The sequence below is a fragment of the Pseudomonas sp. NPDC090201 genome, assembly GCF_044746825.1.
In the GTDB taxonomy this organism is placed as follows: Bacteria; Pseudomonadota; Gammaproteobacteria; order Pseudomonadales; family Pseudomonadaceae; genus Aquipseudomonas; species Aquipseudomonas putida_AD.
The window spans coordinates 90,401-109,495 of record NZ_JBIVCX010000016.1 but is presented as its reverse complement, the minus strand read 5'-3'; the positions used below and the strand labels follow the sequence as shown (position 1 = coordinate 109,495).

Below are 19,095 nucleotides of genomic sequence, written 5' to 3'. Positions count from 1 at the left end.
CGCGTCGCATTTTCCCTGATGCAGAACAAGGACGCATACCAGGCAGGAAAGAGGGCTAAAAAACTTTGCCCTCAACCATAGAATCTCCCACAGGGGATGGACTACCCGCTTGCGTAGCAGCACGGCTTGCCGGTGGAGCGGTGGAGCGGTGGAACGGTGGGGCACAGGAAGTTTGGGGTTTTGGACAAGAAAGGTTGCAAGCTAACGATTTTCAACCTTAATCTTTGCCGCTTGTTTCAACGCCCCTTTCAGCGAGCCAAGGCCCGGATCCGATGTCCTCCGTTTTAAATGTGTTGTTGCCGATCTTCGCCCTGATTCTGGTCGGTTACCTGTGTCGCAGAACCAATCGCCTCGGCCCGACCGCCGCCTCGGAAATCAATCGAATGGTGGTCTGGCTGTGCCTGCCCGCCCTGCTGTTCAATGCCACGGCCACCGCCACATGGGAGCAGATCTGGCACCCTGGTTTCGTGCTGGTGTTTACCCTGTCGACCATGACGATGTTCGTCATCACGCTGCTGCTTCGTCGCAGGAAGGCCGGGCATTTTGCCGATGCCAGTATCGATGCGCTGAGCGCCTCCTACGCCAACACCGGTTACATCGGCATCCCGCTGTGCGTGATGGTGCTGGGCCAGAGTGGCCTGGAACCGGCGTTGATCGCCTCGCTGCTGGTGGTCTGCGTGCTGTTCGGCATAGCGCTGGTCTGCATCGAAGTCGGCTTGCAGAGCGAAGCCCATGTGCACCGTATCGTGCTCAAGGTGCTGCTGGCGCTGGCGAAGAATCCGCTGGTGGTGTCGCCGATTCTCGGTGCCTGCTGGGCGAGCACCGGGGCGCCGTTGCCGGGGCCGCTGGAGAAGTTTCTCAGCCTGCTAGGCGCCGCGACCACGCCCTGCGCGCTGATTTCGCTGGGGCTGTTCCTGGCCCAGAAACAACAAGGCCCGCGCCATGGCACGAGCCTTCTGGTGTTGATCAAGCTGGTCGCGCATCCGTTGCTGACTTGGTTCCTGGCATTCCGGGTGTTTCACTTGCCGCCGCTATGGGCCAACTCGGCCCTGCTGCTCAGCGCCCTGCCCACCGGCACCGGGCCGTTCATGCTCGCCGAATACTACAAGCGCGAAGCCTCGGTGGTGTCGAGCACCATTCTGATTTCGACCCTGGGCTCGTTGGTCACCCTGTCGCTGTGCATCTATTACATCAACGGATAATCGGCAGTAGCACGCTCCTTTTTTAGGAGCGCGCTTGCCCGCGACGGCGTCTGACCTGTTAACAACGCTTCACCGCCCTACTCAAATCGCTTTACTCGATAACGCCTGGGCAATGAAATCCGCCTGACGAATCGCCAGCGTGACGATGGTCAATGTCGGGTTTTCCCCTGCGCTGGTGGTGAACTGGCTGCCATCGGAGATGAACAGGTTGGGGATCTCATGACTCTGCCCGTGCTGGTTGCACACGCCGTCCTCTGCCCTGGCGCTCATGCGGCAGGTGCCCAGGTTGTGGGTCGAGGGGTACGGCGGCACGCGGAAGGTCTGCACCGCGCCCACCGATGAATACAGCGCCTCGCCCTGCTTGAATGCGTATTCGCGCATGGCCAGATCGTTGGGGTGGTCATCGTAGTGCACGTTGGCCACCGGCAGTCCGAAGCGGTCCTTGACCCCGTCGTTGAGAGTGATGCGGTTGGTGGCCTGGGGCATGTCCTCGCCGACGATCCACATCGCCGCCAGTTTGGTGTACTGCTCCATCACGTTGGTGAAGTCGCGCCCCCAGGCGCCCGGATCGAAGAACGCCGCCAGGAACGACGGCCCCAGCGATACCGTTTCCATCTCGTAGCCACCGACGAAACCACGGTCGGGCTTGTGGTGGATCTCGTCGCTGATGATCCCGGCCATGATGGTCCCGCGATAGAAATGCACGTCTTCCTTGAACGAAGCGAACACGCTGCCGGTGGTGTGGCGCATGTAATACTTGCCCACCGTGCCCGAACCGTTGGCCAGGCCATGGGGGAACTGGCTGCTGGCGGAGTTGAGCAGCAGACGCGGCGTTTCGATGGAATTGCCCGCCACCGCGACCACCCGCGCCTTCTGGCGTTGCTCCTTGCCCTGGGCATCGAAATACACCACGGCGTTGACCCGGCCCTTGTCGTCGTGCTCGATCTTCGCCACGTGGCATTGCGCGCGCAGCTCCAGCTTGCCGGTGGCTTCGGCAGCGGGAATCTCGGTGTACAGGGTCGACCACTTCGCGCCCATCTTGCAGCCCTGGAAACAGAAGCCCAGTTGCTGGCAGCCGGCGCGGTCCTTGCGCGGCTGGCTGTTGATCGCCATGTGCCCGGTCGAACACTCCTTGTAACCCATCTTCTGCGCGCCGTTGTACAGCACCTTGAAGTTGTTGTTGCCCGGCAGGCCGGGAATGTCGTTGGTACGGGTCACGCCCATCTTGTCTTCGGCACGGGCATAGTAAGGTTCAAGCTCCGCCAGGGTGACGGGCCAGTCCAGAAGATCCGCGCCCTTGACCGGTCCGTAGGTCTGCAGCGCACGAAACTCGTGTTCCTGAAACCGCAGGCTGGCGCCAGCCCAGTGCGTGGTGGTGCCGCCAACCGTCTTGCAGATCCAGGCCGGCAGATTGGGGAAATCCTTGGCCACCCGCCAGGAGCCGGAGGTGGTGCGCACGTCGCCCCAGGACAACTGGGAAAACGACGGCCATTCATCGTTGATAAAGGTGCCCGGGGACTGGCGCGTGCCCGCCTCCAGCAACACCACCGGCACGCCCTTCTGGCACAGCTCGTTGGCCAGGGTCCCGCCGCCTGCCCCGGAACCGATGATGACCACCACCGAGTCGTCGTCGAAATTGTAAGTCGTCATGATTTCTCTCCTCAGGCAGGTACAGCCGGGCTGGCATCGACAGGCGGGTTCGGCAACCATTTCAGGTCGTTGAATCCGCGGTGGATGTAGCCGCCTTTGGGAAAGGACGCGCCTTCATAGCCGAAGTGCTGGTAGGCCAGTTCGTTGCTGTACAGGGTGTTGACCGAGGTGCCGCGCACCAGCGCGAAAAACGGCTCGCCCTGTACGTCCTTGAGCAGGCTCACCTGTTTGTCCTCGGCAAGCTTGCTCCAGTCGCCACCTGCGCGCTGATCGAGATCGGCCAGGCCTTTCTTCAGCAGATCGGCGATACCCGGATCCTGAGCAGCCTTCTCGTCCAGGGCTTTGACGGAAAATGCATAGACGGCATCTTCCATGGTGTCATGGGGGAAAATCCTACGGATCACCAGCAACAGCTTGCTGCCGGTGGCGCTGTCCAGCGTGCTCATCTCCAGCGCCCAGGTCCTGCTCGGCGCCAGCAATGCTATAGGTCCGGAGGTAAACAACAGGGTTCCCAACAGCAATCCGCCACTGCCCTGCAGGAAGCGGCGACGATCGAGCATCAGGTCTCTCATGGCTTTTGTCCTTGTTATTTTTGTTGTCGGTGCAATAGAGCTCAATTGATAGTAGTAGCGCTGCCGGGCACAAGGTAATAGCGGTCTACTACGTGGTTATAAGCCCACCCTGTGTAGGAGCGCGCTTGCCCGCGACCGGCGGCAAACCCGCCGTAAAACCCGCAAACACCGAGCTTCAGACTCACCGCGTGGGCAGGGTTCGCTGCCGGTTCCCGGCAGGTCGCGGGCAAGCGCGCTCCTACAGTCCGCACAGTAGTAATCCAGTATTACCTCGCCCGCCCGGCGGCTTTCTAAACTGCCTGACCACTCCTCACGAGCAGCCTGCCATGTCCTTCCAGAGCGAAACCCAACCCGGTGTCTGCACAACGCCCGATGCCGTCACTCAGGATTACGTGTTCAACCACACGATGTTGCGGGTGAAGGATCCGGCGCGTTCGCTGGATTTCTATACGCGGGTGCTGGGCATGGGTTTGCTGCGCAAGGTGGATTTTCCAGAGGCGAAGTTTTCGCTGTTTTTCCTGGCGATGACCAAGGGCGTCGAGGTGCCGGAGGATGACGCAGCGCGGATGAGCTACACCTTCAGCCGCGAGTCGGTGCTGGAACTGACCCACAACTGGGGCAGCGAAAGCGATGACTCGCATTACCACAATGGCAACAAGGACCCACGCGGCTTCGGGCACATCTGTTTCTCGGTGCCGGACATCGAGGCGGCCTGCGCGCGTTTCGAGTCATTGGACGTGCCCTTCGTCAAACGCCTGGACAAAGGCATGAAGCACGTAGCCTTTATCAGCGATCCGGACGAATACTGGGTGGAGATCGTTCAGGCTGACCTGCTGGGCAATCTGGGCCAGTAATCAGCCTGCAAGCCGCCCTGCCCTTGGGCGGCTTTCGTGGCGATGTCAGTCGAGCGCCGCCACCACGGCGTCGAAAAACGCCACCGGTGAAACCAGCGTCCGGCGCAGCGGCTTGGGCTGGGCGCCGAAGGTGACGATCACCACTTTCTGCGCCGGATTAACGTAGATGTTCTGGCCCTGCATGCCGATGGCCGAATAGGCACCGTCCTTGATCGATTGCTCGGTCTGGGCCGGCCACCACATGTAGCCGTAGGCCAGCGGTTTGCCGTCCTTGAGGGTGGTCGAAGAGGTGGCCTGCCTGACCCAGCCATCGGGCAGGATCGACTGGCCGCCGATCTTGCCCTGGTTCATGAAAAACATCCCGAAACGCCCGAAATCCCGCAGCGTGGCGCTGATGCCGCTGCCGCCGATTTCGATGCCGTTGGGTGAGTCCAGCCACCACTTGGCGTCGTGCTCCATGCCCATGGGGTGCCAGATCTTCTGCGTGAGGTAATCAGCCAGGGGCATCTTCACCGCACTGCGCACGACCTCGGCCAGCACCTGCGCTTCGCCGGTGTTGTAGTTGTTCACCGTGCCGGGTTGGGCCGCTCTTGGCCGGCTGGCCATCAGTGCCATGGCCGCCCCTGGTGTCTGCGACATCTGCGCACGCAGCAGTGCCCGGCGATCCGATTGAGGGTCGGTGAAGGCCTCTGTCCACTTCACCCCGGACGCCATCATCAGCACGTTGCGCAGTGTGACGCCTTCGTAAGCGGTGCCTTTTAGGCGAGGTACGTAGTCGGTCACCAGGTCATCGACGCTCTTTATATAGCCGTCACGGATCGCCGCGCCCACCAGCGTCGAGGTAATGGATTTCGCCTCCGACATCGACATCCAGCGGGTTTTCTCGGTGTTGCCGAACTGGTAGATCTCGTAGGCGATCTGGCCGTCCTTGAGCACGAGCATCGCCGTCACGCTGTCCAGCGCCACGTAGTCGAACAGGTCGTACTTCTTGTCCTGCCAGGTGAACTGCACGTTTTCCAGTTGCTTGTGGTATCGCGGCAACGGGTAGGTGTGGCCGCCCGCGCTGATGGTGCGCGAGGGAAACAGGCGGTCGATGTTGCGATAGGTGCTGACGGCCAGATCCGGCAGCATGGTGCCTTCGTAGATCTGCTCGACGCTGCCGATCGGCTCGTGAGCGTGTGGGTATTCATAATCATCGGCCCAGGCATGGGAGCCAGCGCCAAGAGTCAGCATGCCCAACGACAGCATCAGCGGGTGAATACGCTGAAACGAACGGCAAACAACGCGTGCAATCATGGAACATCCTTGTGTAGGAATCGGGACGATTTAGCACAATACAGTTACAGAATCTCTTAACCTGAGTTTTGTAATTCTGTATGTGACAAAAGGCCTGGGCCGATCAGACTAGCCGTTCGTTTTTTCGAACAGAACAATTCAAATGATCGAACAGCCGTCCCCAGCCAACTCTAAACCGTCCCCTCGCCTGTTCAGCCTGTTTTGCCTGGCCAGCTACCTGCTGTCGATGGCCTATGGCTCGACATTCCTGCTGTCGCTGTTGATGAGCAGCCACGGTGGTAACGAGAAGAATGCCGGCACTATCATTTCAGCCGCCATGGTCAGCACCTTCGTTGCAGTGGTGCTTTCCGGCCATCTGTGTGATCGCCTCGGCGCAGCCCGCTCGGTTGCGCTGTGCGGGATTGCGCTGGTGGTGGCCAATCTGGGGTTCGCAGTCAGTGCCAGTCAGTTTCAACTGGTGGTGCTGTTCGGCTTTGTGCTGGGGATCGGTTGGGGCGTGTTCTACACCCTCGGGCCGATCATGGTGGCGATGATGGTCGAGCCCGCCCAGCGCGCCCGCTATTTCGCGCTGCTGTCGGGCAGCATGATGAGCGGCATCGGTTCGGCGCCGCTGCTCGGCAGGCTGGCGAGCCAGGCCGGTCTGCCCATCACCTGGGCATTCGTGCTGGCGGCGCTGGCGAGCCTGATGGGCGTCCTGGTGTTCTGGCGGCTGGCTGATGCGCTCAGGAAGCTGCCGGACCAGTCGGGCGCGGTCGCCTCGAAGCTGTCCCTGGCCGGTGCGTTGAGCGTGCTGCGTTCCAAGGCGGTGTTCGCGATTGTGATGGTGGGCCTGGGTGGCGCGATTTTCGGTGGGCTGTCGAGTTTCCAGACCAGCTATGCCCAGGCACGCTCGCTGGATTATTCGCTGTTTTTCGCAGGCTTCATGGGCGCCGCCATTAGCGGGCGGATGCTGGTGGCGGGGATCGTGGTCAAGCGCGATCCGTATGTGATGTCCTGCCTGCTGTCGGGGCTGATCGTGGTGTCGGTGCTGATGTTTCAGTTTCAGGTGAGCAGCAGCCTGGGCTATCTGCTGGCCGCCATCGTGCTCGGCGTCGGGTACGGCCTGACCTATTCGGTGATCAATGGTCTGGCGGCGAACGAAGCACCGACCGGCACCACGACCCAGTCGCTGCTGTTGTTCAGCCTTTCGTATTTCATCGGCGTGTTCGGCTTTCCGCTGTTGGCGGGCAAAGTGATCGTCGAGCATGGGTTGTCGACCATGCTGGGGATTCTGCTGGGGGTGGCGGTGCTGAACTGGTTGATCACGGCCGTGCGGCTGGTGTGGCGGCTGCGCCCGGCCGTAGCACGAAGCACACCGTAGGAGCGCGATTGCCCGCGACAGCGGCGGGCCAGATGACAGCAGCGGCGTCTGACCCACCCCTGTCGCGGGCAAGCGCGCTCCTACAGGTGTGTGTACCCCGGAAACAAAACCACCGCCTCAAGGGCGGTGGTTTTTTGTTGCGTGGCAGGTGCCGTCAGGCTCAGACCTTGACGACCCAGCCCGCCGGTCCTTCGATGTCGCCGAACTGGATGCCGGTCAGTTCCTTGTACAGGCGTTGGGTCACCGGACCCACTTCAGTTTCGCTGTGGAACACGTGCAGCTTGTCCTGGTAGCTGATCCCGCCGATTGGCGTGATTACGGCCGCAGTGCCGCAGGCGCCGGCTTCCTTGAACTGGTCCAGTTTGTCGATGAAGACTTCGCCTTCGGTGACTTTCAGGCCCAGGCGGGTTCCGGCCAGTTCAATCAGCGACAGTCGAGTGATGCCTGGCAGAACCGACGGCGAACGCGGGGTGATGAACTGGTCATCGTGGGTGATGCCGAAGAAGTTGGCCGAACCGACTTCCTCGATCTTCGAGTGGGTCAGCGGGTCCAGGTAGATGGCGTCGGCAAAGCCGTTTTTCTTGGCTTCGCTGCCCGGCATCATGCTGGCGGCGTAGTTGCCACCGACCTTGGCGGCGCCGGTACCTTGTGGCGCGGCGCGGTCGAAGCTGGAAATCACGAAGTTGTGCGGCTTCATGCCACCTTTGAAGTACGGGCCAACCGGGATGCAGAACACCGAGAAGATGAACTCGGGGGCCGTGCGCACGCCGATGTTGTCACCCACGCCGATCACGAACGGACGCAGGTACAGCGCGCCGCCGGTGCCGTAAGGCGGAATGAAACGCTCGTTGGCGCGGACCACTTCCTTGCACGCCTCGATGAACATGTCAGTCGGCACGTGGGGCATCAGCAGGCGCGAGCAGCTGCGCTGCATGCGTGCGGCGTTCTGGTCCGGGCGGAACAGGTTAATCGAGCCGTCTTTGGCGCGGTAGGCCTTCAGGCCTTCGAAGCACTGCTGGCCGTAATGCAGCGCAGTTGAACCTTCGCTGATGTGCAGCACGTTGTCTTCGGTCAGGGTGCCCTTGTCCCACTGGCCATCACGCCAGACGGACAGGAAACGCTTGTCGGTCTTGATGTAGTCGAAACCCAGCTTGTCCCAGTTAATGCTTTCGTTACCCATGACACCCTCTATTTCCTGGCCAGCGCGCCCGGCGTGCGCAGGGGCTGGCGTTTCTACAATATGGTCGTGAAGGCCCGGTACAGGACACGGCCCGTTCCGATGTTTCGCCATATTACTGATTTTTTGCCCGGCAAACCGCCCTCTCGCCACTTAATCTGAAGAATCCTGTGCCCATGGCCTGGATCATCGGCAACGAGCATCTTCCGCAGGGCCGGCATTGATGGGCAGAATGGCGCTTTATCACGTCAAGGAGACAAATGATGTCAGCAAAATTGCCGAAACATGGCGCCGTGCTGTTTGCCAAGGACCTGCCGCGAGTTGCCCGCTTCTATAGCGAACTGCTGGGCATGGCACAGACTGTGACTGAAACACGGCTGATCGTGCTGGAGTCGGACAGCTTTCAACTAGTGATTCACGGTATCCCCAAGGCAGTGGCAGATCGTCTCGACATCACCACCCCTCCCCAGCGCCGGGTCGATCTGCCGACCAAACTGGTATTCCCGGTGCCAAGCCTGGCCCAGGCCCGGGCTGATGCCGTAGCGCTGGGCGGCCAGGTGGATGCGCCGTCTGCCGAGTTCAAGGCTCGCGGCTTCGTGGCCTGCGACGGGTTCGACCCTGAAGGCAATGTGGTGCAGTTCCGCGAAGCCGCATTGTAGGGCCAGCGGGCAATCTGCGCCGCCTGTATCAAAAGCTGAACACTGCCCGTGCAGATCCGCAAATCTTGCCTATCGTGTTGTAATTCACATGAAACAGGAGCAAGGCCATGGGTATCGAGCAACTCTTCGCGGATCTGGGCAGTCTTCCGAGCATTCCCAAAGTGGCTCAGGACCTGATTCAACAATTCGACAACCCTTCGTCGAATCTGGAAAGCATCGCGCGCAATATTCAGAAGGATCCAGTGATTTCGGCGAAGATTCTGCGCCTTGCCAATTCCGCGCGTTTTCGCGGGGCGCGGGAATCGTCGAGCATCGAGGATGCCGCTATGCGCCTGGGGTTCAACACCCTGCGCACGCTGGTGCTGGCATCAGCCGTGACCGGCGCGTTCAAGGCAGGCCCCAGCTTTGACCTCAAGGGTTTCTGGCTCAAGAGCTTCCAAGTGGCCGGGATCTGCCGTCTGCTGGCCAAGCAGTCCGGCGCCGATGCAGAAATCGCCTTTACCTGTGGGGTCATGCACGACATCGGCGAGTTGCTGATCCAGACCGGCGCGCCGACCGTGGCCGAGCGCATCAACGCGGCCACCAGGACCGGCACCACCAGCCGTGCGGCGCTGGAGACCCTGCAATTGGGCTTCGGTTACCCGGAAGTCGGCGCGGAACTTGCGCGGCGCTGGCAACTGCCTGCGGTCATCCAGCACGCCATCGCCTACCAGGCACGCCCGATGCAGGCCCCTGGCGATGCCACTCAGGCGCGGATCGTGGCCCAGGCGCTGACCATCTCCGATGCGCTGGAGAGCCACGGCGGCGCAACCCCTGAAGCGCAACAGGCGGCTGATGGCCCGCTGATGGAGGGTATCGATCTGACCGCACTGTTCGCCGCCCTGCCAGCGGTGCTGGAGGCGGACAAGGCGTTTGCCGAGTTGTTGAATTGAGCGCCCCAGCTTCCACGCCAATCACGTAGCAGCACGGCTTGCCGGCGGGAGCGGTGTATCTATGAAGGATGTATTCACTGACACACCGCCCCCGCCGGCAAGCCGTGCTGCTACGGGGTTTCGTGTATGGCATCACCTCGTCTAGTATCAGCGCACCACCGCGCTGACGAGGCCTCGCGCATGTTCGATACATCCGCCCACTCCCCGGTCGAATCCCTGCTGCAACTGATGACCGATCGACGGTTCGTGGTGTTGACCGGTGCCGGGATCAGCACCTCCTCGGGCATTCCCGATTACCGCGACAGTGATGGCGTGCGCCGTGGGCGGCAGCCCATGATGTTTCAGGAATTCCTCAATGCCCCCGAGGCCCGCCGGCGCTATTGGGCGCGGGCGATGCTCGGCTGGCCACGGGTACGCGCCGCGCAACCCAACGCCGCCCACCAGGCGCTCGCCCGGTTGCAACAGCAGGGCCTGATCAGCGGCGTGATTACCCAGAACGTCGACACCCTGCATGACCAGGCAGGCAGCACCGATGTGATCGAGCTGCACGGCAGCCTGCACTGGGTGCTGTGCTTGGATTGCCGTCAGCGTACCGAGCGGGATTTGATCCAGCACAGCCTGCTTGAGCAAAACCCGTACCTGCTGGGCGTGGACGCGGTGCAGGCGCCTGATGGCGATACCCTGCTGGACCCGGCGTTCGAGGAGCGTTTTCAGGTGCCGCACTGCCCTCACTGCGGCGGCCAGCGGATGAAACCGGACGTGGTGTTCTTTGGCGAAAACGTCGCCCCACCCACTGCCGCCCGGGCCATGGCGCTGGTAGAGCAAGCGGACGGGCTGCTGGCCGTGGGCACCTCGCTGATGGCCTATTCGGCGTTTCGCTTGTGCCGGGCGATAGCCGATCAGGGCAAGCCGTTGGTGGCGATCAACCTGGGCAAGACCCGGGCCGATGATTTGCTGGATCTTAAGATTGCAGCGTCGTGCGAGGTGCTGTTGCCGGAGTTGGGGCAGAGGATGATCGCGTAACGCAGGCGTTCGTGGGGTTTATGTCCGATCACGGATCCGTAGCAGCACGGCTTGCCGGCGGGGCGGCCGCAAGATCGCTGACGCCGGCAAGCCGGACTGCTACGGGGCTGAGGGATGTCTAACGTTTTGTACCAGGCAGACATCTGTGGGAGCGGGCTTGCCCGCGAAGTCGGTGTGTCATTCGACATCGAGTCATCTGGTCTGCCGCTTTCGCGGGCAAGCCCGCTCCCACAGACCACCTTCACGGCTTGATCGTGAGCAATGCCGCCAGCGCCTTGTCCCAGATCTGTCGCGTGCGCAGCCACACCACTTCCTGCCAATCCGGGTCCGCCGGGTAGAACTGCTCGAGCAACCCCAGCTTGATCCGCCGACCGGTTTCATCCAGCGGGTCGCCGTGCATGTGCAACCAGTGATCGTCGCGCAGATGCCCGTGCACCTCTGCACCCGGATAGGTGCCGCATTCGATGACGAACGGCATCAGGTGCACGCCGGGCAGCGCGTCGAGCAGCATCTGCGAGGTGTAGCCAGTGGAGGTGGCCGCAACGCCGGTCTCACTGACCTGCCCCGCCCCGGTAATCAATGTGAACAGCCAGGGCCCGAACAGCGCCTTGGCGTCATCGAGCGCCGGATAGGCCGACTCGACGATACTCATCAGCATCGGGTGACCATAATCCCCGGCGCCCGTGTGGAGGTCGAAACAGGCGGCCACTTCAACGCCACTGAGGTGCCCGGCAACGATGCTGCGCAGGGTCCGGTTCGACCAGCTCGGCTCGCGTCCACCGTAGAACAGCCCGTCGGCAAAGTCGTACTGCCCGGCCTCTACCACTGACATCAGCCCCGGCCAACCCATTTGCGAAATGGCTGCTTCGAAAGCAGCATCGGCCTTGTCCCGCTGCGGACCCTGCAACTGCGCGCAGGCGTAAATGGCGTGGACATCCTGGTAGGCACGGTTGTCAGGCAGCGGCTTGCTGAAGTCCAGGTAATTGCGGTTCTGGTCGAGGTTGTCTTCGTTGACCCGGCGCATCCACGCCGTGCCCCAGGGGTTGATGAGGTGGATCATCAGCACCGCGACGCCCTCAGGCAGCTCGCGCCCCTTGAGGCTTTCCAGCCAGCGGCTCTGGCAATCCGAGCCGTAATAGCCTTCCACGCCGTGGGTCCCGCTCAGCGCCACCAGCACCTTGCGCGCATCAGGATCGCCGAGCCACGCGACGTCAGTGGCCAGGGTTTCACCGAAGGGGCCTGCAAGCGGATGGACGTACTCGGTCAATAGCGCGCCAGCGGCCTGGGCGGCGCGGAGAAAGCGCTCGCGCAATTGACTGTAGGAAGGCCTTTGCGGGAAAAAAGAGCTCATTGAAACCTCTAGGACTTGGGACTGTACAGCGCAGGTCGAAGCGACATGCTGCCCCACCCCCGCCGCCTCGGCAAGCACCCTGAACACCTCGAAACAGGCCCTCTCCGACACAATTTGCAACAACTACTACACTGCAAAACGAAAGCGTATCATCGCGCCCCTTCGTTTATTGCCCGGTACCTCACCATGTCCACACTACCACTCACCTCCGAACGTCGAGGCTGGTCTTTCTGGTGGAAACCGCTGGTGTTTCTGCTGGTGGCCGCCATCGGCCTGTACTACGTGAAATGGTCGCCGTATTACCTGAAGTCCTTCGTCGCCGCCGACACCCACAACATCGGCGGCTCGATCATCAATGACAACCCGGCCAACCCATGGATGGCGGCCCTGGCCTATGCGCAGGTGTACTTCCTGGCGATCTGGAAGGCGGCCGTGCTGGCGGTGATTCTCGGCTCGCTGCTGCAGGTGCTGATCCCTCGTGACTGGCTGCTGCGCCTGTTTGGCCGTGCAGGGCTGGGCTCGACAGTGCGCGGCGGCCTGTTCGCCCTGCCCGGCATGATGTGCAGTTGCTGTGCGGCGCCAGTGGCGGCGGGCCTGCGCAAGCAGAACGTCTCGGTCGGTGCGGCGCTGGCGTTCTGGATCGCCAACCCGGTGCTCAACCCCGCGACCCTGGTGTTCATGGGTTTCGTGCTGGGCTGGGGTTTTACCGCGCTGCGGCTGGTGGCGGGCGTAGTGCTGGTGGTGGGTGTGTCGCTGGTGGCCCAGCGCATCTCGCGCCCCGAAGCCTTGCCTGAAGAGGCCGTGGAAGCGGTGGCTGAAGCGGAAGCCGCCGATCAGGGCAGCTTGCTCAGCCGTTGGGCCAGGACCCTGTGGCAGTTGTTCTGGACCACCATCCCGATCTACGTGCTGGCGGTTCTGGTGCTGGGCGCGGCGCGGGTCTGGCTGTTCCCCCACGTGGACGGCGCCATGGGCAACAGCCTGCTGTGGCTGGTGCCGCTGGCCATCGTGGGCACGCTGTTCGTGATTCCGACCGCGGCTGAAATCCCCATCGTGCAGACGCTGATGACTCTGGGCCTGGGCACGGCACCTGCGGTGGCGCTGCTGATGACCCTGCCGAGCGTGAGCCTGCCGTCGCTCTTGATGCTGCGCAAATCCTTCGACACCAGGGTGCTGGTGGTGGTGGGTGTGTTGACCATGGTTATCGGTGTGGTCAGCGGGCTGGTTGGGGCGGCGGTGTTGTGATGTGAACCCATCACTGCCGCGTACGGGCACCCTGTGGGAGCGAGCTTGCTCGCGAAGGCGTCAGTACAGTCAAATCTGAATTGACTGACCCTGCGTATTCGCGAGCAAGCTCGCTCCCACAGGAGTTGGGGGGCTACGGAGCGCGGCGGTGTTGCAGGTACTCCACGATGGCCTGCTGATCGCCGGCGAATTCGATTCGCGGGTGTTTGTTGTCGCGCTGGTAGGCGTACATCGGGTCGTAGTATTCGCCCAGCATGGCGCTGATCCAGGCGCGGTGCTGCTCGACATCCCCACTGCGTTCCTGCTCTTGCAACGCGCTGTCCATGATCGCCGCCAGCCGCTGGTAGCGCTCGCCACCCAGGCGCCGGGTGATGCTCACCAGGCTCTGTTTGAGACGCTCGGCGTACCCCGCAAATCCGCTCTCAAGCCCCTGCACGACAATGAACTCGGCGCACAGATCAATCACATAATCCTTGAGAATCCGCTCGACCCTGCCTTCAAAACTGTCTTCGAGCCACACCATCGGCGCGGCCTGCATGGTGCGGTACAACGCAAGCGGCACGGCGCGGCTGCCGACGATGCGGCCTTCGTCTTCGATCACGAACTGATGCCGGTGCCTTGCGCGCTTCTTGAGAATGTCGATCGAGAGCCGGTTTTCGAAATCGATCTGCCCCGGCTGCGGCGTTGCGTGTTTGCCGAAGCTCGAACCGCGATGGTTGGCGTGACCTTCGAGGTCCAGCCCGTTGTCCAGGCGTTGCAGCACCTCGGTCTTGCCGGTGCCGGTCATGCCACCGATCAGCACGAAATCGCATTCGGCCACAGCCTGTTCGGTGACGCCGATCAAGAAGTTACGCAGCGCCTTGTAGCCACCAATGACCCGCGGGTACTCGATGCCCGCCTCGCCCTTGAGCCACTGCTGGGTGATCTGCGAGCGCAAGCCGCCGCGAAAGCAATACAGAAAGCCCTCGGGATGCTGACGGGTAAACTCGGCCCAGGCTTCGATACGCACCTGCTTGAGTTCGCCACTGACCAGCTTGTGACCCAGCTCGATGGCCGCCTGCTGCCCTTCCTGTTTGTAGGCAGTGCCGACCTTCTGCCGCTCGATGTCGTTCATCAGCGGCAGGTTGATCACGCCCGGAAACGCCCCCTTGGTGAACTCGACCGGGGCGCGCACATCCATCATGGGCACGTCGTGCAGGAAGATGTCGCGAAAATGAGCGCTGTTGTCGCGCATCAGAACACCTCGACGGCGAGTCGCTGTCGCTCGACCAGCTCGCCGATGGGCGCAAGGGCCAAGCCCAGTTCTTCGGCCAGCGCCAGGAACGCCGGCTCCTCGGCAGGCTCCACGGCAACCAGCAGGCCGCCGCTGGTCTGCGGATCGCACAGCAACAGTTTCTGCGCCTCGCTCAGCGCGCCGATGCGCTCGCCGTAGCTGTCGAAGTTACGGTGGGTGCCGCCGGGGATGCACTGCTGCTCGATATAGAAATCGACGCTGCCCAGACGCGGCACCGCCGCCGCGTTCAGGCGTGCGGTCAACTGGCTGCCGTCGGCCATTTCCACCAGATGCCCCAACAGGCCGAAACCTGTGACGTCGGTCATCGCGGTGACGCCCGCCAGCCTTGAGAAACGCGCCCCCGGTTTGTTCAGCGTGCACATCACATCGCGGGCCAGGCCTGCGTCTTCGTCGCGCAGCAGACCTTTTTTCTCGGCGGTGGTGAGGATGCCGATGCCCAGGGGCTTGGTCAGGAACAGCTTGCTGCCAACCGTGGCGGTGTCGTTGCGCTTCATGAAGCGTTTTTCCACCAGGCCCGTCACGGCCAGGCCGAAGATCGGCTCGGGTGCATCGATGGAATGGCCGCCCGCCAACGGGATGCCCGCCGCGTCGCACACTGCGCGGCCGCCGCGAATCACTTCACGGGCAATTTCCGGGGCCAGCACGTTCACCGGCCAGCCGAGAATGGCGATGGCCATCAGCGGATCGCCGCCCATGGCGTAGATGTCGCTGATGGCGTTGGTCGCGGCAATGCGGCCGAAATCGAACGGATCGTCGACGATGGGCATGAAGAAGTCCGTGGTGGACACCACGCCTTTTTCGTCATCGATGGCATAGACCGCCGCGTCATCGCGCGAGGCATTGCCGACCCACAGGCGCGGGTCGAGGTTTTGCGCGCCGCTGCCGGCCAGGATGGTTTCCAGGACTTTGGGCGAGATCTTGCAGCCGCAACCGGCGCCGTGGCTGTACTGGGTAAGACGAACCGTGTCGTTCATGGGAGCCCCCTGAGTTTCAAGGCGCTGAAGTCTATCAGAGCCGGTCAGCCCCGGGTCATTCGCCGGGCCGTGAGTACCTGCGCGAGCATCAGCGCGCCGACGCACAGCAGCGCCTCGCGCAAGCCGATGAAGTGTGCGGCAAAGCCGATCAGCGCCGGCCCCAGCAGAATGCCGCAGTAGCCGATACCGGTGATGATGGCGATCGCCAGCCCTGCCGGCACCACGGTCTGCGCGCCTGCCACCGAAGCATAGACCGGAAACGTATTGGACAGGCCCAGGCCAATCAGGGCGAAACCGAGCATGAACAGCGGCCAGGGTTGCAGCAGCACCGCCATGGCGAACCCGGCCAGCACCAGCACACCGCCGCCGATCAGCAATTTCATCGCGCCGAAGCGCTTTCTCAAGGCATCACCGCAGAAGCGGCCCGCAGCCATGGTCAGGGAAAACACTGCGTAGGCCGCACCCGCAAGGGCCAGGTCGATCTGGTGGGCACGGTTCAGAAAGACCGCGCTCCAGTCCAGGATCGCGCCTTCGACCAGCAGCGCGATGAAGCACAGCAAGCCAATGCCCACCATGTGCAACGATGGCCAGGCGAAGGGCGCCGACGGATCATCGGCACCGTAGGGCAGCAGGTGCCGCGCATGCCAGGCGAGCATTCCGCCGACCAGCGCCACTACCACCAGCACCGCCACCAGCGGCGATGCACCGCTCCACAGCAACGCGCCCATCAGGGCGGCGCTGACGATACCGCCCAGGCTGAACAGCCCGTGAAACCCGGACATCATGGGCCGCCCGTGGTCCTGCTCGACCATCAGCCCCTGCACGTTCATCGCCACATCGATGCTGCCTAGCCCCGCGCCGAACAATGCCAGCGCCATTGCAAGGGTGACGAACGAATCGAGCGTCGCGAGCAACGGCAGCATCGCGCAGATCAGCACGCCACCAATGATCGCCACGAAGCGGCAGCCCTTGCGCGTGGTCATCATCCCCGCCAGCGGCATCGCCAGCATCGAGCCCAGGCCGAAGCACAGCAGCAACAGGCCAAGCTGCGTCTCTTCAAGCCCGGCTCGCTCTCGGGCGAACGGCACCAGCGGCGCCCATGCGCCCAGGGACATGCCGGAGAGCAGGAAGGTGAGGCGGTAGCTCCACAGGTGGTTGAGGGTTGGGGTGCGCTGGGCGATGGACAAGTGGCAAGGCCTTACTGAAAGAATGAAAAAACATGATCCACCCACTCCCTGTAGGAGCGCGCTTGCCCGCGATTGCGGTGTGTCAGTCGTTGAACAACCAATTGACACACCGCAATCGCGGGCAAGCGCGCTCCTACAGGTGTTGTGGTGGTTTCTAACCTTACATCATCGGCGAGACCATGCTCACCACCCGCAACGCCAACCCCTCGTAGGCATCCAGGGTAATGGTGAACTCGCCCTCCTCGGTCAGGTCGCCCTCGACCCGCTCGTTGATGATGTCCACCACCGGCCCCGGGGCGATGCCGGGCAGGTGCAGGGTTTCGACAATGGCTTCCGGGCTGAAGTTGAGCGCGGTGATCTGCGTGCCCTTCCCGGCCGGCAGTTCGTGAACCATGATCAGCAGCCCCGGGTGTTCGACGTCCGGGATAAGGATCTGCCGGCTGGCGGCGATGTCGTAGGCGCGGCGCACCGCCAGGATCTTTTTCAACTGCGAGGCAAAGGAATCGGGCACCTGCAATTGCTCTTCCAGGCTGCCGTACAGCGTCCTGGCCCGTGGCATGCCCCCTGCGGACACCTGACTGTCGGGGTCCAGGTCCACCAGGTCGTAGGCCCCGCGATGAATCCAGCGGGTGTCGCCATCGCCCATCAGGTGTTCGACCTGCTCGGCCGCCAGCGGCAAGGCACCCACCAGGTCCCAGCCTGATAGCGCGAAAACGCCCGGCTGCATGGCGTTGAACATCACCAGCAGCAGATGGATGTGCTTGACCTGCTGGATGTCGGCCAGAGTAATCGCGTCCAGGTCACGAATCCCCAGCGCGGCAGTGATGATGCTGGCCGTGGTGCAGGACACGCCGTTGGTGACGAACTTGAGGTTGTACGGCGCGTGCTCGCCGGCCAGGCGCTCGTACATCTCTTCGCGAATGTGCTCGCGCAGGATGTTGCCGGGGAAGGTCTGGCCCATGTACAGGTACTGATCGTGGGCGTGCAGGGTCCAGAAATGCACCAGCTCCAGGGTCAGTTCGTCGTGGTTCTGCAAGGCGTGGATCAGCGACGCCGGGTCGATGCCGAAGTCATGCACCTGGCGCAGCATCAGGCGCAGGAACTCGGTGCGGCCGGTCAGCAGCGCATGCTGGTAGGCAGGCCGCGTGATGAAGTCATAGGACAGGTCCGCGCCGCCGTGGGACATGGCGGCGATGTCGTCGATGGTCAGGTTCAGTTCCTGGAAGCTGAACCCGCCAGCCTTGCGAATCGCTCCGGCCAGCAACTGGTTGCCGGTGATCGCCAGCGGGTGGCTTTCCGACCACGCCGTGCCGTCGGCCTTTCGCTCGACCCCGAGGAAACCGTTGGCGTCCAGGCGCAGCACCCGCGCGCCCATCACGTCAATGGCATGCAGCGCGTCGCCGATGATCATCTGCTGCGCGGCAAAGCTTGGGTCCAGCCAGTTCAGCGATGGCTGGCCTTCCTTGAAGTAGTGCAGGTACACCCAGCGCCGGCTCTTGCCGTCGACCCCGGTGATGACCGGCGTGGCGCTCCAGTCGGTTTCCTTGACGCCGGGCTCGAAAAAGATCACCCGCTGCAACTGGCCGACGATGTAATGCTTGTCGCGCAATATGTCGCACGTGGCCGGCGGCAGGTTGACGGCATCGCGCCCGGCGGGCACCTCGGGCAGCAATGGCCAGTCTTCCTCGCGGATTTCCACCATGTGGTAGAGGCCGGGATAATCCTCATAGGCCAGTTCGGCCAGGCGGAAATCCGCGCCCTTGCCGGTGTGGGACGGAATCACGTCGTCAACGATGACCGCGTTGTGCGCGGCGGCGATGCGGCTGAGGTTGAGAAACTGCGCATCGGTGCCAAGGTCGCTGTCCACTTCGAAGCTGATGCGGTCGAAGTTGCCGTCGATGCTCGGCGTGCGCTGGCGCCCTTTCAAGCCGCCGGATGCTTTCAGCGGGCCGTTGTGGATGCCCTGGATGCCGATTTCCGAGAGCGCGTGCCAGAGCTTTTCATCACCCAGGGCCTCAAGGACCGAGCCGCCTTCGCGGGTGATGATAGAGGCCGGATAGGCGGTGAACCACACCGAAGCGATGGCCGAAGCGTCTCGCGGCCGGGCCTGGGCGTAGGGGCGTTGCCAGAGCCGTCCCTGGCCGCCGTAGAGCTTTGCGCGTTGCTTTGCGGCGTTGAGCATCGACTGCTCAACCAGCCATTCCACGTACTGCTTGTCCGGTGTGGTCATAGGATCTGGGGCTCCGTCTCGATTGGGTCTGCGCCGTTGCTTATGTCTATGAGCCCTCATGGACGTAAACGTTGCATCCAGAACGGATTTGT

At 62.7% G+C, this 19,095-nt stretch carries 16 protein-coding genes; 7 read left to right on the top strand and 9 right to left on the bottom strand.

Going from position 1 to position 19,095, the window contains the following annotated elements; genetic code table 11:
• The first annotated feature begins 272 nt into the window (after window positions 1-272).
• Complete coding sequence (locus ACIPOO_RS25740; RefSeq protein WP_400610738.1) at window positions 273-1,202, top strand: AEC family transporter; 930 nt, start codon at window positions 273-275, stop codon at window positions 1,200-1,202.
• Between the two features lie 81 nt (window positions 1,203-1,283).
• On the opposite strand, the gene ACIPOO_RS25735 is transcribed toward ACIPOO_RS25740, so the two are convergent.
• Entirely contained in the window at window positions 1,284-2,852 is a 1,569-nt protein-coding gene (locus ACIPOO_RS25735; RefSeq protein WP_400610736.1) for a GMC family oxidoreductase, read from the bottom strand.
• Window positions 2,853-2,863: 11 nt separating this feature from the next.
• Complete coding sequence (locus ACIPOO_RS25730; RefSeq protein WP_274133421.1) at window positions 2,864-3,424, bottom strand: tat (twin-arginine translocation) pathway signal sequence; 561 nt, start codon at window positions 3,422-3,424, stop codon at window positions 2,864-2,866.
• A gap of 326 nt (window positions 3,425-3,750) precedes the next feature.
• Between ACIPOO_RS25730 and gloA the strand changes: the two genes are divergently transcribed.
• Complete coding sequence (gene gloA / locus ACIPOO_RS25725) at window positions 3,751-4,278, top strand: lactoylglutathione lyase (RefSeq protein ID WP_400610734.1); 528 nt, start codon at window positions 3,751-3,753, stop codon at window positions 4,276-4,278.
• Between the two features lie 45 nt (window positions 4,279-4,323).
• Here the strand turns inward: gloA and ACIPOO_RS25720 are convergent, their stop codons facing one another.
• Window positions 4,324-5,574: a serine hydrolase domain-containing protein gene (locus ACIPOO_RS25720; protein WP_400610732.1), complete on the bottom strand. Its 1,251-nt coding sequence runs from the start codon at window positions 5,572-5,574 to the stop codon at window positions 4,324-4,326.
• A 142-nt stretch (window positions 5,575-5,716) separates the two neighbouring features.
• On the opposite strand from ACIPOO_RS25720, the gene ACIPOO_RS25715 reads away from it, so the two are divergent.
• On the top strand, window positions 5,717-6,934 hold the full coding sequence (locus ACIPOO_RS25715) for an MFS transporter (protein ID WP_400610730.1): 1,218 nt from the start codon (window positions 5,717-5,719) through the stop codon (window positions 6,932-6,934).
• 160 nt (window positions 6,935-7,094) lie between these two features.
• Here the strand turns inward: ACIPOO_RS25715 and ACIPOO_RS25710 are convergent, their stop codons facing one another.
• Complete coding sequence (locus tag ACIPOO_RS25710) at window positions 7,095-8,114, bottom strand: branched-chain amino acid aminotransferase (protein WP_274133417.1); 1,020 nt, start codon at window positions 8,112-8,114, stop codon at window positions 7,095-7,097.
• 260 nt (window positions 8,115-8,374) lie between these two features.
• Here ACIPOO_RS25710 and ACIPOO_RS25705 point away from each other — a divergent pair, with 260 nt between their 5' ends.
• From ACIPOO_RS25705 to ACIPOO_RS25695, 3 genes are all read left to right on the top strand, one after another.
• Complete coding sequence (locus ACIPOO_RS25705) at window positions 8,375-8,770, top strand: VOC family protein (RefSeq protein ID WP_400610728.1); 396 nt, start codon at window positions 8,375-8,377, stop codon at window positions 8,768-8,770.
• 107 nt (window positions 8,771-8,877) lie between these two features.
• Complete coding sequence (locus tag ACIPOO_RS25700; RefSeq protein WP_400610726.1) at window positions 8,878-9,702, top strand: HDOD domain-containing protein; 825 nt, start codon at window positions 8,878-8,880, stop codon at window positions 9,700-9,702.
• 180 nt (window positions 9,703-9,882) lie between these two features.
• Window positions 9,883-10,725 carry an NAD-dependent protein deacetylase gene (locus ACIPOO_RS25695; RefSeq protein WP_400610724.1) on the top strand — a complete coding sequence of 281 codons (843 nt, stop codon included), beginning with the start codon at window positions 9,883-9,885 and terminating at the stop codon, window positions 10,723-10,725.
• A 241-nt stretch (window positions 10,726-10,966) separates the two neighbouring features.
• On the opposite strand, the gene ACIPOO_RS25690 is transcribed toward ACIPOO_RS25695, so the two are convergent.
• The gene (locus ACIPOO_RS25690; protein ID WP_400610722.1) at window positions 10,967-12,076 is read right to left on the bottom strand and encodes a DUF2817 domain-containing protein; all 1,110 of its coding nucleotides are present in this window, start codon (window positions 12,074-12,076) and stop codon (window positions 10,967-10,969) included.
• A gap of 186 nt (window positions 12,077-12,262) precedes the next feature.
• Between ACIPOO_RS25690 and ACIPOO_RS25685 the strand changes: the two genes are divergently transcribed.
• On the top strand, window positions 12,263-13,318 hold the full coding sequence (locus ACIPOO_RS25685; protein WP_400610720.1) for a permease: 1,056 nt from the start codon (window positions 12,263-12,265) through the stop codon (window positions 13,316-13,318).
• Window positions 13,319-13,451: 133 nt separating this feature from the next.
• On the opposite strand, the gene mnmH is transcribed toward ACIPOO_RS25685, so the two are convergent.
• The 4 genes from mnmH to treS form a co-directional block, all read right to left on the bottom strand.
• Window positions 13,452-14,552: a tRNA 2-selenouridine(34) synthase MnmH gene (gene mnmH, locus ACIPOO_RS25680; protein ID WP_400610718.1), complete on the bottom strand. Its 1,101-nt coding sequence runs from the start codon at window positions 14,550-14,552 to the stop codon at window positions 13,452-13,454.
• On the bottom strand, window positions 14,552-15,586 hold the full coding sequence (gene selD / locus ACIPOO_RS25675; RefSeq protein ID WP_400610716.1) for a selenide, water dikinase SelD: 1,035 nt from the start codon (window positions 15,584-15,586) through the stop codon (window positions 14,552-14,554). Before selD ends, mnmH begins: the two co-directional genes overlap by 1 nt.
• Window positions 15,587-15,630: 44 nt before the next feature.
• Window positions 15,631-16,773 carry an MFS transporter gene (locus ACIPOO_RS25670; protein ID WP_400610714.1) on the bottom strand — a complete coding sequence of 381 codons (1,143 nt, stop codon included), beginning with the start codon at window positions 16,771-16,773 and terminating at the stop codon, window positions 15,631-15,633.
• 160 nt (window positions 16,774-16,933) lie between these two features.
• Entirely contained in the window at window positions 16,934-19,003 is a 2,070-nt protein-coding gene (gene treS, locus ACIPOO_RS25665) for a maltose alpha-D-glucosyltransferase (RefSeq protein WP_400610712.1), read from the bottom strand.
• Between the last annotated feature and the right edge of the window lie 92 nt (window positions 19,004-19,095).